Below are 14,050 nucleotides of genomic sequence, written 5' to 3' on the forward strand. Positions count from 1 at the left end.
TGGCGGCTCGGCGCGTGGTCAAGAAGGCGGTGATCCTGGCGGCCGGCCGCGGCCGGCGCATGGGCAAGCTGACCAAGGACCGGCCCAAGGCCGCCCTTGTGGTTGGGGATCACGCCCTGATCGACTGGCAGATCGCCGCCCTGCAAGCGGCCGGCGTCGAGGAGATCGCCGTGGTCACGGGGCATGGCGCTCAGGCCCTAGCCGCCCGCGGCGTCAGCTACATCCACAATCCCGACTGGGACAAAGGCACCCAGGTCGAGACCCTGCTGCGGGCCGCGGACTGGATCGGCGACGAGCCGGCGGTCGTCTCCTATGGCGACATCCTCTATCACCCCTGCGCGGCTCTGGCCCTGCTCGAGCGCCCCGGCGACATCGTCGTGGGCTATGACGCCGACCATCGCTGGCTCTGGAAAGAGCGGTTCGGCAATTGGCTGAAGGACAGCGAAACCTTCAAGCTGGGCCCGGGCCAAGTACTCACCGAGATCGGCGGCAAGCCCACCGATATCGAAGAGCTCGACGGCCAGTTCATGGGGCTGATGCTGCTGACGCCCGAAGGCCTGACGAAGCTTGCCGAGCGCTACCGCGCCGCGCCCGCGCCGGAGCGCCAGCGCCTCGACTTCACCCGTCTGCTTTCGACGCTGATCGCCGAAGGCGCGCGCATTGACACGGCCGCCAACCTTCTGCCGTGGATGGAAGTAGACAGGGCCAAGGATCTGGCGGTCGCTCGGAAGATGGTCGAGCGCGATGATCTTCCAAGCGTCGCGCCTCGTCTGGTCTATGCTGGCCAAGCTGCAGCCGCCTGCGTCCAGTCCAGCACCGACGAATCCGAACTGGTCGACGAAAGCGAAATTACTAGCCGCGCCGATGATCCAGCGCTGCGAGATGACCACAGCCCGTCCCCTGAAGCCTACGCGCAGGTGGGCGAGCACCGGATTGTCGACGTCTTCGCAGTGCAGAACTGGGGCCGGTCAGGCTCGACCTTTCTGCAGAGCCTGTTGGATGACCATCCCCAGGTCTTGTCGACGCCCAACTTCTATTCGCGCCGCTACTATCTAGCTTGGGCGCGCAGCATCGCGCGCGTTCCCGACGGTCAGAAGATCGATGCTTTCCTGAAGATCTTTCGACAATGGTGGGACCCAGGACTGGTGGACGCGACCGCCGGTCTGCACCGTCTCGGTCCGCATCGAAACGCGCTTGCCGGCGTGTCTCGGCAAACCCTGGAGGGCTATCTGCGGGCCGCCTTCGCCACAGGGCGTTCGATCACCCGGCGCAGCCTCTTCGAAGCCGGGCATCTGGCCTATGCCCTGGCCCGGGGTCAGTCATTGGCGCCGGGCGATCTGCAGATCATGTTTCCCGTGCATGGCGAGCCACGCTCGGTCGCCGCCGCCTTGCTCGAGGACTTTCCCCACGCGCGCTTCATTCACACCATTCGGGAGCCGACCGCGAACGTCGCTTCGTCGATCGAGCATCTGTGCTTCAACGGCCTGGACGTCCGGGCCGATGCCTTGGAAAGCGTGCTTGCGTCGCTCTTTGATCGTCGATCTCGACGTTACGGACCGCCCCACACAAGCTTCGAGAGCGAGGCCTATTTTCCCTATCTCGCCGCCAACGGGCAGGCCAGACTTCTGCGGCTAGAGGACCTACATGGCGACGGCGCGGGCGTCCTGGCCAGCCTGTGCGCCTGGCTAAACTTGCAGCAAGCCTCCCAGCTCCTGATCAGCACCTATGATGGTAAGCTGTGGTGGAACCGGCCCGAGAGCGGCTCAGACAGCCGGATCGGCGGTCAGGCGCTGGACCGCAACGCCCCCCGCCTAGGGCCTGTGGATCGGTCGAAAGTGCGTGCGCTGCTTGACGCGGCGCCCAACATCGCCGCCGCCTATCCAGCCGCGCGCCAAGAAACGACGCGACCGGTCGAGGAAAAGCTGGCGGTGGCGATCGGTCGGTGGCGTCAGGAACACCAGGCGCGACGAAGTGAGGTTCGTTGCCTGACTTCACTGCTCACGATCGCTCCGATCCTGCCCAAGGCCTTCGTCAACCAGCTGAAGCAGGCCTTAGAGCGTGAGCGCTATCGCGCGCGGCTCCTGGAATTGAACGCCGGGGCGATCGGGGTTCGGCGCAGGTTGAGCGACGCGGACAAATCAGGGACGGTCCGGGCTGTATTGTTGATTTCGGCGTCCTCGACAGGTTGGCGCACGCGCGCCCTGTCGGACACGAGGCCTGATCAACGCGTAGAGGCAGATCGGCTAGGCGCCGGCTTCCTTGATGAACTGGTCGTTCCGAGATCGGTTCGACAGAGTCTGTTTTGGGCCGCGGCCTTAGGCCTGGGCTGGCCGCTCGCCAGGCTCCACACTTATCTGTCCATTCGCGGGCTCATGATCCGACGGATCATGCGCCCCTCCGCGGCGACCACACCTCTGACGCTGTGCGCCGCCCCCATTCGTCCACCATAGCGACCCATCCAGCACAGCCTCAATAAGTTGAAATCTTAATCCCTCGGGGCGAAATTAAAATTTCACCCTGCCGGTCAACATTACTTGAATTCAAGTTAGAATATATTCCAAAATATACAGTAATTTTAGGTTGATATATTCATAATTCGAGATCAGCATTCACCCATCGCCATTTGGCGCATCTTAAATCATCGGCTGGAGAGACTCCGATGACCATTCAAGACCTGAACGAACTGGAAGCCGCCGAACTGCTGGATCTCGGCGCCGCCTCGGAAAAGACCGAGGGCTCGAACGGCGACATCGGCGAAGTCGACCTGGAACGCGAATAAGCCTTCGCGTCCGGCAGCGATGCGCCTTCGCGGCGCATCGCTCTCGGGCGGGGGCGCCGAGACTAGAGAATGATGCGCTTGACGCGCCACGCCCGGTGATGGGCAGCGCGGCTCACGGGCGCCGTAGGAGGACGCTTTGACGATACTGCGACAAACCAGGCCCGTCTCTTGCGCCACCACCTTCGACGACCAGATCCATGACTTCGGTCGCGCCCTGGATCTCATCCGCGGCGTGGGCGGCCCGCTCTCCGAGATGCAGATGGGCATGCCCGACAGCCTGGACGACCAGCCGGCCAATCGAGATCGTCGGGAGCCAAACCCGTGCATCTAGCTCGAAACGTGCATCTGGCCGCGGTCGGTGGCCAATCGGTCGTTCTGGATGTCCAGAACGACCGCTACATCGGCCTTGGCGCCGACCTGACAAAGGCGGCTCTGCATCTTCTCGAACCGGGCGACACCCCGATCGGCGACAAAGCGCTCGACCATGCTCGCGACCGTCTCGTCGCCCGAGGCATTCTCACCGATCAAGGCCAGGCCTTAGCCGCCCCCGAGCGCGCCGCCCAGCCCCGTACGACACTGTGGCCGGCGCTGGCCGTCCCTGAACGCGCCGAACGTACGCGCTGGACCGGCGTCCCGTCGGCGCTGTGGGCGCTGACGGAGGCCCAGGCCGCCTTGTCGTCTCTGCCCTTCCACAAGATCATTCGCTGGCTTGAGCGCGAGAAGACGCGCGCCGCGCGCCGCGAGGGCGATCTGACGGCGCAACAGCTGATCGACGTGTTCGCGCTGGCCAGGCCCTGGTTTCCGGTAAAGCCGATCTGTCGCCTCGATGCGGTCGCACTATGCCTTCTGTTCTGGCGGCAAGGCCGCTCTGCTCAGTTGGTCTTCGGCGTTCGGTTAGAGCCGTTCTATGCCCATTGCTGGGCTCAGGAAGACGAAATCGCGCTGAACGAGTCCGACGACAGCCTTCGTCAATACGCCCCGATCTTGGTCATTTGAACACCGAGGGCCATCCGATGATGCACCGGTATGTCTCCATCATTTCGACCTCTCCGGCCTCCTCAAGCCATGACGAGATCTGGGCGCAACTCGGGCTCGGAACCGGCTGGGAACGGGCCTTACGGACGAGCCGCGCATCGGCCTGGGTTTGGTCGCGCGCGCCCAGCCGGCTGAACCATCGCATGCTGAACGCGATGACCTGCGTCATTGGCCTCGACTTCGCCGCACGCAGCGACGTGTGTGACGAAAAGGATGGCGCGCCCGTCGGACTGCTCAGTGCGCGCTGGGGCGCCTACGTCGCGCTCCGGGTTGATCCGGACAGCGGCGCGGTGTCGGTGTTGCGGGACCCGAGCGGACGGATCGAGTGCTGGCGCCTCAAGCGTCGCGACTACGATATTGTTTTCTCCCACTACGGCGACGTGATCGGGCAGAACCCGAATAGCGATCCGATCGACTGGCAATACATTGCCTACCACCTGAACAACACGTGGCTGCACGGAGACCGCACCGGGATTTCGAACGTGACCGAAATTCTCCCCGGCGAGGAGTTGGTTTTCGACGGCCAAGCGGTCCGCCGGATCGTCCACTGGTCGCCCGGTCAGATCGCCAAGGACAGCTATTCATCCCGCGAGGAAGCTGGCCGCGCCATCCGCGCCAGCGCCGAGCGGGCCGTATCGGCGTGGGCGGCGCGCTACGACCGTATCGTCCTCGACCTCTCCGGAGGCCTGGATTCGGCGATCGTCCTGGGCTTGCTCCGACGCCACGCCGGACATCCGAACGTCGTCGGCATCAACTACGTGACCAATCACTCCGAAAGCGACGAACGACACTTCGCCCGGGATGCGGCCGATCTCCACGGCGTCCGCCTTATCGAGCAGACGGTCTCTTCTCAGACCGTGGGCCGCCGCGCGAACTTCTCGATGCGCCTTCTGCGCCCAACGGTCCGGCTGATGTCGCTGGGCTATGACGAACTGGGCGGCGCAATCGCCGAAAAGCTCTCGGCGGAGGCGTTCTTCACCGGGAGCGGCGGCGATCACCTGTTCTTTGACAACATCTCGACACGTGCGATCGCCGACTATCGCCGCCAGAATGGCTTTGACTCGAAGTTCGTCGCGACCGCCCACGAACTGGCGCGCCTGTCGAAAAACACGATCTGGAACGCTTTCGGCGTCGCCATCAAGGACTGCCTTCGGGCGGCGCCTCAGCTTGCCGACCTGGTCAAGCTACAGAACCCCTTCTTGGCGGGTGACGCCGCCTCGTTCAGCGACTACGAGCGCTTTGCGCATCCCTGGGTCGTCGACGCCCGATCCCATATGCCGCCCGAGAAGCTGCGCCAGATCGTCAATCTGGTCGAACTGCAACGGCACTATTGGCGCTATGGTCGAGGCGACATCGCCCAGGAGGTCCACCCGCTGATCTCCCAGCCGCTGATCGAAGCGAGCCTGCGCACGCCGACCTACTGGTTTGCGTCGGGCGGCGTTCAGCGCGGCCTTGCGCGCGACGCTTTCGCGGACCTTCTCCCAGCGAGCATACGCGAGCGCCGCAACAAGGGCGCCAACACCAGCCACCGGGTGCAAATGATGCTTCGCGAGTTGCCGTGGATCCGCGCCATGCTGCTCGAGGGCCGATTGGCGGCCGAAGGACTAGTGGATCGGACGCGCCTGGAAGCGGCTCTCCAGCCCATGGTCCTATCGGCTGGCGCCGACATCTGGCGGCTGACAACCTGCCTGACCACGGAGATGTGGATACAGCAGATGGAGGCCGATCATCGCGTCACGGCGCCGGAACGTCTTGCCGGCTAGTCGCCGGCTCGGCGCGCAGCCGCAGCCGCATGCTCTTCCAACGCTCGTACTGCGCGCGGAACTCAGGGCGCGGGTCCTCCTTGTCGAGAAGCCAGAAGTTCAACCACATCAGATTGTTGTCATAGACACCGACATACGATCTCGGGTGATACTTGATGTGCATCTCGTCGGGAAACACGCGCATCTCGACCGGCCGCTTGGCTTGCTTGAGAGCCTCGATGCCCTCGAATCCCAACAGGGACTCGTACTCCCCCGCATTGATCAGCAGCGGCGTGTGAAGACGTTCTGGCATCCTTGACCAGGAAATCTTGGCGATTACGTTGTCGGCTGCGGGCGTTAGCGTCTTGCTCTGGAAAATCTCCATCAGTCGGGTTCGCCTAGCCCCCTCCGGCATTGTTGCGAAGAAGGTGCTGTCATGCGCGCCGCTGCTGACGATCGCCGCCGCGAAACGATTGGAGCGTTGCAGCGCGTAGTGGACAATCTCGGCGCCGGCGCTCAGGCCAGTGATCGCGATCTTCGTGTCGTCGACCAGACCTTGTCCGACCAGATCGTCGATGGCGCGGTCGATCGCACCGAACACGTTTCGGCGATAGCGGAGGTCATCCTCGTACTGCCACCGTTCATAGGAGACGATGTCCATCGTCTGCCGCGCCCCCCACGGCTCGGGAAAATCGATGCTGAGGACGAAGTAGCCGGCCGCCGAAAGGGGATATATCGGATACTCGTTTCCGACCTGCCCGCGCAGGTATCCCTTCGAGGAGTATTGAGTGACGACGAGCGGGTATTTTCGGCCCGCGACATATTGCGCAGGGTAGACGACATGGGCGAAGCCAGGATTACCCGCCGCGTCGCTAAGGGCGATCTTCGTGACGCGCGGATAGACTTTCGCGGCGAGGGTCGGATTCGGATCGGCAAGCACCTTGATCGCGCCGGTCGAGAGGTCGATCGCCGCGATGTGTCGGGGCCGCGTCGCCGTCTCGCGCAAGCAGATCACCGCCTGGCGCGCGATCTGGCAATCCTGGATCAGGTCGCTGGAGCGCAGTACGCGCCGCATGCGCCGCGCTGACGGCGACCAGACATAAAGCGCTGTCTCGTCCCTTGGCGCGCCATCCGCGCGCCCCACGCCGCTCTCGCCCTTCAGGAACCAAATCTCGTTGCTCGGCGCCCAGCCCAGGCCCTTGAAGAACTGACCGGTGCAGACCGGGTCATCGCAGGGGCGAAAACCCACCGCGTCCGTCACGATCCGCTGCAACGGCTGAAAGCCCTTCGTCGCAGGGTCGACCTTCTTCAACTCAACGGCGGCGCCATCGCCGCGAACGGCGCGAAGTTCGCTGGAGGCCTCCGCCAGAGCGGCGCGCTCTTCGTCGGTCGCCTCGCGAACGGGCTCGTCGCGCCGCGCCGCGTAGGTCCGAACTTCGCAGGCTGGATCGAGCGCTTCGCCGCCGCAGTCGGGCAGGTTGGGCCGGATGCGCGCCGCGCCAAGCTTCATGCGGCTATCCAGCAACCAGCCGTGCTCGGCCTCCGCCTCCAGGTTTTTCTGGTAGGCGCTAACATTGAGACCAGTCTTGAAGATCACCGTGTCTGCGCGCCACGCGAAGGTCATGACCTGAGGCTCGCCACTGGCCACGCGCGACGTCCGGAGAGTTTGAATGTCCGCGGTCCAAAGTTCGATGCGCCGATCGGTCAGCCGCCGAAAGGCGATGCTCCGACTATCCGGCGACCACCTGGCCCGCTCCCGGGGAATCGCCGCCTGCGGCAGCCCATAGGCGTAGGACGGAATCGGCTGGCCGCCGTCCTGGGCGATGGGCCGCGGGGGCGATGAGCCGTCGGCGGCCTGAACGAACCAGCGCAAGATGTAGTCGTTGCGTTCCGGCACGCCCTGATAGATCGAAAAAGCGATCCAGCGTCCGTCTGGCGAGACACTGACGCCGCCCAGGTCCCGCATCCTGACCAGATCATCCGTCGAAACGATGGGCGACGCCGAGGGGCCAACAATATCCGGACCAAACGCCGCGCCCGCCCAATCGGGTGCCTCGGCCGCGAAGGTGGTGAGCGACCAACTCATCGCCAGGCCGGCGAGACCCAACGGCCGCACCAAGCCCCTCACCACGTCTTCACCAATTCGATGCTGGTGAAGCGGCCGACGATCGATGCGTTGGTGGTGTCCCACGAGAGCAGGCTGGCTGTGTTCAACGGGGCGACGAGAGGAGGACCAGCATCGAACAGGTTCGTGACGCTGAGCACGATCCGGGCGCCGCGGCCGAGCGAGCCCAAGGCCTCGGGCTTGTAGGTGACGCTCGCGTCGATCGTGTCCCACGCCTTCACCGGCTGGGGCGCCGTAGCAACGCGGTTGTCGAGGTAGTCGTCCGTATGGTTCCAGAATACCGATGTCGACAGCGCCTCGCCCGACCATTGGGCGCCCGCCCGGCTGCGCAACTTGGGCGGTGAGAAGATAACGCCGGCCCGCTGCACTGGCGCGGTTCCGGCGCGAAGAACGTCGATGAAGCTGTCGACATAGGCGACGTCTAGCGACAGATCCATGTCCCCCCCGCCCAAGCGGGCGCGATAATCAGCCGAGGCCTGCCACCCCTTGATCTTGCTCTGAGCGATATTGGTATTGCGCATGTCGATGACGGTCTGCACCAGGGTCGGATCCAGAGGCAGCCCCCCACTGGCGGTTGCGCTCGTCGCGCCGTTGAACAGAGCGATGAGCTCGGCCTGGGTCGGCGACCGGTTGAGCAGTTCTTCAGGCGCGCCGGTCAGGTTTCGCGCATAGGCGCTGGCCGGATCCGGGTTGGCGATCCGATTGGCGTAGCGCACGCGATAGTAGCCCAGAGACAGCTTCAAGCCTGAAGCCCAGCCCGGCGCATAGGTCGCGTCGATATTGAAGCTGTTCGCCCGTTCAGGGCCGACCGGGGCGCCCGTGCCGGTAAGATAGAGGCCTCGCGTGGAGCCGCTCGGCGAGGTCGGATCAACGATCGTTCGGATGCTCGCCGAGTAAGCGGAAGCCTGGTCGAACCCGGAAGGCGCGCGGAAGGATTTCGAGTAGGAGCTCGTCACCGTGAAGTCGCGCGTCAGGCCCCACGCGCCTGCGACCTTGGGCACCGAAACCGCGCCAAAGTCGCTGTAGTCATCCCGTCGCCCGGCGACCGACAGCAGCAGGCTGTCGACCATCGGCAACTTGTTGGCTTCGCCGACAATCGGCGCCTCCAATTCGCCGTAGATCGACGTAACGTCTCGACTGTTGTTGATCTTTGAGACCCGCGAGAAATACTTTTCCTTCCTGTAGGCCAGACCGACTGCGGCCTTGACTTGCCCCCCCGGCAAGCTAAAGAGCGGCCCGTCGAACCGGGCCTCCGTCGAACGCAGGTCGTCGATACGGTCGTTGGGCACGAAGCGCACGATTCCGACCGCGTTCTGATTCAGGTTCGGATACTTGGAGACGTTTCGCGCGACCAAGCCAAAGACGTCTGCGTCCCAACCATGGCCCAAGGACGCCTTTGCCCCTGCCGAGATCTCGTACTGCGACGCCTTCTGAAACTGCGTAATGATCGTACGAGAGGTGTTGGTGTTGAGGGTCTCGCCAAGACTTTGAGTGTACAGAGCGTCGGCGTAGAGTTCGACATCCTTCGAGACCTCATAGGTCGCCGAGGCGAAATAAGACGCCCGCTCGACCTCGCCGACCACGGTGAAAGGGAGCGGTGCCGAACGAGAAGCGTAGCGCTTTTCAGCGCTCAGCTTCTCTCTCTGGAAATATTGCGCGCCGGCTATGGCGCTCAATCGGCCGCGATCCAGACCGCCCATAAGGCTCGCCGAATAGGTCGCCATGCCGCCGTCGGCCGCCCCGTATTGCGCGCGCGCCTCCATCCCGTCAAAGCGCCTGCGGGTGATGATGTTTACGACGCCGGCGACGGCGTCGGCGCCATAGATTGCCGAAGCCCCGTCGGCGAGCACTTCGACACGCTCGATGGCGGCGATCGGGATCAGGGAAAGGTCGACCGAAAGACCCTGACCAGCCGGCGGCAAGCGCTTTCCGTTGAGCAGAGTCAGGGTCGCGCCGGATCCAAGCCCTCGCAGGTTGGGGCTGGCGACCCCGATACGATTGTTGGTCGCGCCATCGGACGGCCCCGCTGTCAGGCTCGTCTCGGGATTGAGGCCGCCGGCGAAATTCACCGGCAGACTGCGCATCGCCTGGCCAATGTCGAGAAACCCGCTGCGCTCAAAGTCCTGCCGCGTGACCGTGGTCAACGATGTCGGCGCGATCATTGCGCCCCGGATGTTTGTCCCCGTGACGACCACCTCGTCCACGGTGTCGCCGTCCCTGACCACTCGCCCTGAGAGGCCGTCGGCTTCGCTGGCGTGAGCGCCGCCTGAACCGAACGCGGCCAACAAGCCAAACGCTGCCGAGGCCTTCAGGAGGCTCCTGAAGGTCGATCCAATCACCCTGCTCATCTGTCCCTCGCCGAACCGGCTACGCGATCCCCCCGCGCGCCTTCGAAAAATTCATACGAAACCGATATTCTATCTTTATGACATTTCATAACGGCGACAAGTGGAAATCCACACTTGGTCGCCCACCTGCGTGGTTTTTTGACAGATAAGGCTCAATTCTCACGCCAATTCGCTTGCTAACGCTAAGCGAGTTTTACTTTTATCCCCTACAGGTTGATAAGATTTCACCTCAAACGATTTCAAGGCGCACGACATCAACTCGCCAAGAGATAGTGAGTAATTATTGATTACTTTAACGAGAAGATGAGAGCTGTTATTGGCGCTTCAATTGAATCGCCGCCAAGGACGCCCGCAGAGCGGTAACGGACTCGTCGTGGCGCGAGAGCGCCAGGGCCGCGACCAGGGTGTCGATCACCGAGAGTTCGGCCACGCGCGAGCTCATCGCCTCGGTGCGGAACTTGGTTTCGCGCGCCACCGTCAGCAGCACGACGTCGGCGAACTTGGCCAAGGGCGACTGCTTGTAGCCGGTGATGACCACCACCTTGGCGCCGGCTTCCTTGGCGATGCGAGTCGCCGTCAGAGTTTCCTCAGTGCTGCCCGAGTGGGAGACGGTCAGCACCACCGTACCTGGCCGGGTCAGGGCCGCCGAGGCGACCATTAGGTGGCTGTCGATCTCCACGCGGGTGAGAAGACCGATGCGCAGCAGTCGATAGTGGGCGTCGGCGGCGACCGTGGCGGCCGAGCCGATGCCGTAGATCTGGATGAACTCGGCGCCGGCCAAGAGATCGACGGCCTCCTGCAGCACCCCGCTCTTCAGCGCCAGGCGCGTATCGGCCAGGGCTTGGGCGTTGGCGCTGAACACCTTGTCGGCGATGTCGCCGACGTCGTCCTCGCGCGCCAGATCCTCCTGGATAATGTCGGTGCCGTTGCCGACCGACTGGGCGATCGACAGACGTAGCGCCGAAAAGCCGTAGATTTCGATCTCGGTCAGGAACTTGGCCACATAGCTGTAGGCCACGCCGGCGGCCTGGGCGAACTCGTTGACCGACATGCCCACGACCTCGCGCGGATTGTCGAGGATGAGGTCGGCCATACGCTGGGGACCAGGCGCAAGCGTGGGGCGAAGCTTCAAGAGGGTGGTGCGGATCACCTCGAACGGCGGGGCCTCGCCGGTGCGGTACTTGCGCGGAACGGTCTCGCCGGCGCGAGCCTTCGGCGACGGCGCCCGAGGAGTCTTAGCCATTATGAAAATGCCCAATCCAAGATCGGCGCGTTTATAGCCGAGGAATCAGGCCCGCGCGCTAGCCCCGCTGGAGACGTGCGAACGCGTTCCGCTGGCGAGCGGCGCGTCGTCGAGCATGAACGCGACCCCCGCTTGGACATGAAGCTGGGCGGTATCGAGCAGCGGGACATCGACATCGCCCGACCGCAGCGCCAGACCAAGCTCTGTGCAGGCCAGGATCACCGCGTCCGCCCTGCGCGCTAAGCCCTCCTCGACGATCGCTTTCAGCGCCACGCGCGAGGCCGTCTCGACCCGGCCGTCCATCAGCTCCTCGTAGATGATGCGATGGACCAGGTCCTGGCCGGCGGCCAAGGGCAGGACGACATCGAGGCCGTGACGCTCGAGCCGCTCGCGATAGAAGGTCTCGCTCATCAGGTAGCGGGTGCCGAGAAGCAGCGGCCGGCGCACGCGCAGGTCCTGTGCTCGCTCGGCGGTGACATCGCCGATGTGCAGTAATGGCATGGTGATCATGCCAGCCAACCGATCGGCGATCTTGTGCATGGTGTTGGTGCAGATCAGCAGACCCTGCGCGCCCCCCTCTTCCAGCCAACGCGCCGCGACGGCGAAGTCCGCCAGCGCCGCGTCCCAGTCGCCGGTCCGGCAGTGGGCGTCGATCGCCTCGACGTCGAACGACCAGAGCAGGAGCTTGGCCCCATGGCCCGGGCGGCGCGCACGCACGCCGCGGTTCAGACCGGCGTAGTAGAGGCTGGTGGCCTCGGCGCTGCAACCGCCGATCAGGCCCAGGGTCCGCATGATGTCGCTCTCCCGCCGGAATGGCGTGCGAACTAGCGCAAGTTTATCACCCATGAAAAGTAGGAATTTTCATAATTCACACAAAGATCACCCTGGCGACGGGGCGAGCTGGCGCTGGACACAACCGTCGATTGGGTGTGTCGTGACAACATGCCGGAGGATGTTCGTCATCGCCGCTCACCCAGGCCCGCCGCCGCGCGAGCGATCGGCGTCCAGATCGCCCGCGCGTTGCGCGGCGGCGCCCGCGCCTGGCTGGTACTGGCGCTGGTCATCGTCAGCCTCGGCGGCCTGGCCGCCGGCCTGGCGCCTCTGACGCTGAAGATCCTGGTCGATCGCTTATCAGCGGGCGCGACGCCGAGCCTTGCCTTGCTCGCGCCGGGCGTCGGGGCCTATGTCGGGGCTCTCCTCGTCCAGCGGCTTTGCGAGCAGATCCAGAGCTACGCCTATTTCCGCGGCGAGCAGCGTCTGGTGCGGCGGTTCGGCGCGCAGACCTACGCCCACATACTGGCCCTGCCCCTGCCCTTCCATCTGGACAACAAGTCCGGCGCTCTGGCTCAGGCGTTGGCTGACGGAGTGCTGGGCCTACGGCTGCTTCTGACGCATGCGATCTTGTCGATCGCCCCCGTGCTCATCCAGGTGGTCGTCGCCTGCGTCGTTCTGGGCGCGGTGCTGGGGCCTGGCATGGCCCTGGTCCTGCTGGTTTCGCTGGCCAGCTATGCTGCGGTATTCGCCTGGAGCGCCTTTGGCGTGCATGGCGCGGTCAAGGGCATCTCGGCCGCGCAAGGCGACGTCGGAGGAGCCACGGCCGACGGCCTGCTCAACATCGAGGCCATCAAGGCCTTCACCGCCGAGCAGCGCTATGCGCGCCGGTACGACGCCCTGCTGGAGAAGACCGAGGCCCACTGGCGGCGCTATCTTGCTCGGCGGCTGGCGGGCGGATTGGCCGTGGCGGGCGTCTTCGCCCTGGCCATGACCGCGACCCACCTGCTCGCGAGCCTACAGGTCCTGCGCGCGGGCCTGACCCTCGGCGCCTTCGTGCTGATCAACACCTATCTCCTGCAGCTGATCCGCCCCCTGGAGATGCTCGGGTTCGCGGTGCGCGACATCGGCCAGGCCCTGGCCTATCTCGACCGGATCGGGGCGATCCTGACTGAGCCGGCCGAGGGCGAGACCGGCGCTCGGGAGAGCGCCCTCCCCGCGCCGTCGACGCCCGCCGAGCTCGTCTTCGACGAGGTCTCGTTCGCCTATCCCGGTCGCCAGACCCTGGACGCGGTCTCGTTCCGCGCCGCCCCTGGCCAGACGATCGGCATCGTCGGTCCTTCGGGCGCGGGCAAGTCGACCCTGCTGCGCCTGGCGTTGCGGTTCCTGGAGCCAAGCGCCGGCCAGATCCGGCTCGACGGCGCCCCCTTGGACGATCTCTCGCTCGCGGCGCTGCGCCGCCAGATCGCCCTGGTCTCCCAGGACACCATCCTCTTCAACGACACCATCGCCGCCAATATCGCGCTCGCCGCCGATGACGCCGATCCCAAGGCCATCGCCGAGGCCGCCGAGGCGGCGAGACTGGCGCCGCTGCTGGCGATCCTGCCCGACGGGCTGCAGACGCGGGTCGGCGAGCGCGGCCTCAAGCTCTCCGGCGGCGAAAAGCAGCGCGTCTCGATCGCCCGGGCGGCGCTGAAGAAGGCGCGACTGGTGATCTTCGACGAGGCGACCGCCGCGCTCGATCCGGGCACCGAGCGGGCGGTGTGGGAGGCGATGGCGGGCCTGTCACAAGGCGCCACCACCTTGGTGGTCACCCATCGCCTGGCCACCGTCGCCGGGGCCGACGAGATCCTGGTGCTGGAGGCCGGACGCGTCGTCGAGCGCGGGCGCCACGGCGCGCTGCTGGCGATGGGTGGCGTCTATGCCCGTCTCTGGCGGGCCCAGGCCTTTTCGGTCGCGCCGGTCGCGCTCGACGACCGCGCGTCCTTGGCCTCGTCTCTTTAGTCC

General features: G+C 65.0%; 9 protein-coding genes. 5 read left to right on the top strand and 4 right to left on the bottom strand.

Going from position 1 to position 14,050, the window contains the following annotated elements:
* Window positions 1-14 precede the first annotated feature (14 nt).
* The 4 genes from MZV50_RS22520 to MZV50_RS22535 all read left to right on the top strand — a co-directional run bounded on the left by MZV50_RS22520 (window position 15) and on the right by MZV50_RS22535 (window position 5,577).
* Window positions 15-2,450 (top strand): NTP transferase domain-containing protein, encoded by a 2,436-nt coding sequence (locus MZV50_RS22520; protein WP_252631565.1) that lies wholly within the window; start codon window positions 15-17, stop codon window positions 2,448-2,450.
* A gap of 465 nt (window positions 2,451-2,915) precedes the next feature.
* Complete coding sequence (locus tag MZV50_RS22525; protein WP_252631566.1) at window positions 2,916-3,110, top strand: hypothetical protein; 195 nt, start codon at window positions 2,916-2,918, stop codon at window positions 3,108-3,110.
* Window positions 3,111-3,118: 8 nt separating this feature from the next.
* Window positions 3,119-3,775: a lasso peptide biosynthesis B2 protein gene (locus tag MZV50_RS22530; RefSeq protein WP_252631567.1), complete on the top strand. Its 657-nt coding sequence runs from the start codon at window positions 3,119-3,121 to the stop codon at window positions 3,773-3,775.
* Window positions 3,772-5,577, top strand: a complete 1,806-nt coding sequence (locus tag MZV50_RS22535; protein WP_252631568.1) for an asparagine synthase-related protein — start codon at window positions 3,772-3,774, stop codon at window positions 5,575-5,577. Before MZV50_RS22530 ends, MZV50_RS22535 begins: the two co-directional genes overlap by 4 nt.
* Here the strand turns inward: MZV50_RS22535 and MZV50_RS22540 are convergent.
* The 4 genes from MZV50_RS22540 to MZV50_RS22555 form a co-directional block, all read right to left on the bottom strand.
* The gene (locus MZV50_RS22540; RefSeq protein WP_252631569.1) at window positions 5,549-7,672 is read right to left on the bottom strand and encodes an Atxe2 family lasso peptide isopeptidase; all 2,124 of its coding nucleotides are present in this window, start codon (window positions 7,670-7,672) and stop codon (window positions 5,549-5,551) included. The two genes, MZV50_RS22535 and MZV50_RS22540, sit on opposite strands and share 29 nt — an antisense overlap.
* 8 nt (window positions 7,673-7,680) lie before the next feature.
* A complete protein-coding gene (locus MZV50_RS22545) occupies window positions 7,681-10,029 on the bottom strand; it encodes a TonB-dependent receptor plug domain-containing protein (protein ID WP_252631570.1) in 2,349 nt (782 codons plus the stop codon).
* Between the two features lie 313 nt (window positions 10,030-10,342).
* On the bottom strand, window positions 10,343-11,272 hold the full coding sequence (locus MZV50_RS22550) for a MurR/RpiR family transcriptional regulator (protein ID WP_252631571.1): 930 nt from the start codon (window positions 11,270-11,272) through the stop codon (window positions 10,343-10,345).
* Window positions 11,273-11,317: 45 nt separating this feature from the next.
* Complete coding sequence (locus MZV50_RS22555) at window positions 11,318-12,064, bottom strand: aspartate/glutamate racemase family protein (RefSeq protein WP_252631572.1); 747 nt, start codon at window positions 12,062-12,064, stop codon at window positions 11,318-11,320.
* 150 nt (window positions 12,065-12,214) lie between these two features.
* On the opposite strand from MZV50_RS22555, the gene MZV50_RS22560 reads away from it, so the two are divergent.
* Window positions 12,215-14,047: an ATP-binding cassette domain-containing protein gene (locus MZV50_RS22560; protein WP_252631573.1), complete on the top strand. Its 1,833-nt coding sequence runs from the start codon at window positions 12,215-12,217 to the stop codon at window positions 14,045-14,047.
* The last annotated feature ends 3 nt before the right edge of the window (window positions 14,048-14,050 follow it).

The sequence above is a fragment of the Caulobacter segnis genome (assembly GCF_023935105.1).
Taxonomy (GTDB): Bacteria; Pseudomonadota; Alphaproteobacteria; order Caulobacterales; family Caulobacteraceae; genus Caulobacter; species Caulobacter segnis_B.

Bases quoted from the DNA above. Each gene is read 5' to 3' on its own strand.
- MZV50_RS22555 (WP_252631572.1), bottom strand. From the start codon at position 12,064: ATGCGGACCCTGGGCCTGATCGGCGGTTGCAGCGCCGAGGCCACCAGC.
- MZV50_RS22550 (WP_252631571.1), bottom strand. From the start codon at position 11,272: ATGGCTAAGACTCCTCGGGCGCCGTCGCCGAAGGCTCGCGCCGGCGAG.
- MZV50_RS22560 (WP_252631573.1), top strand. From the start codon at position 12,215: ATGCCGGAGGATGTTCGTCATCGCCGCTCACCCAGGCCCGCCGCCGCG.
- MZV50_RS22545 (WP_252631570.1), bottom strand. From the start codon at position 10,029: ATGAGCAGGGTGATTGGATCGACCTTCAGGAGCCTCCTGAAGGCCTCG.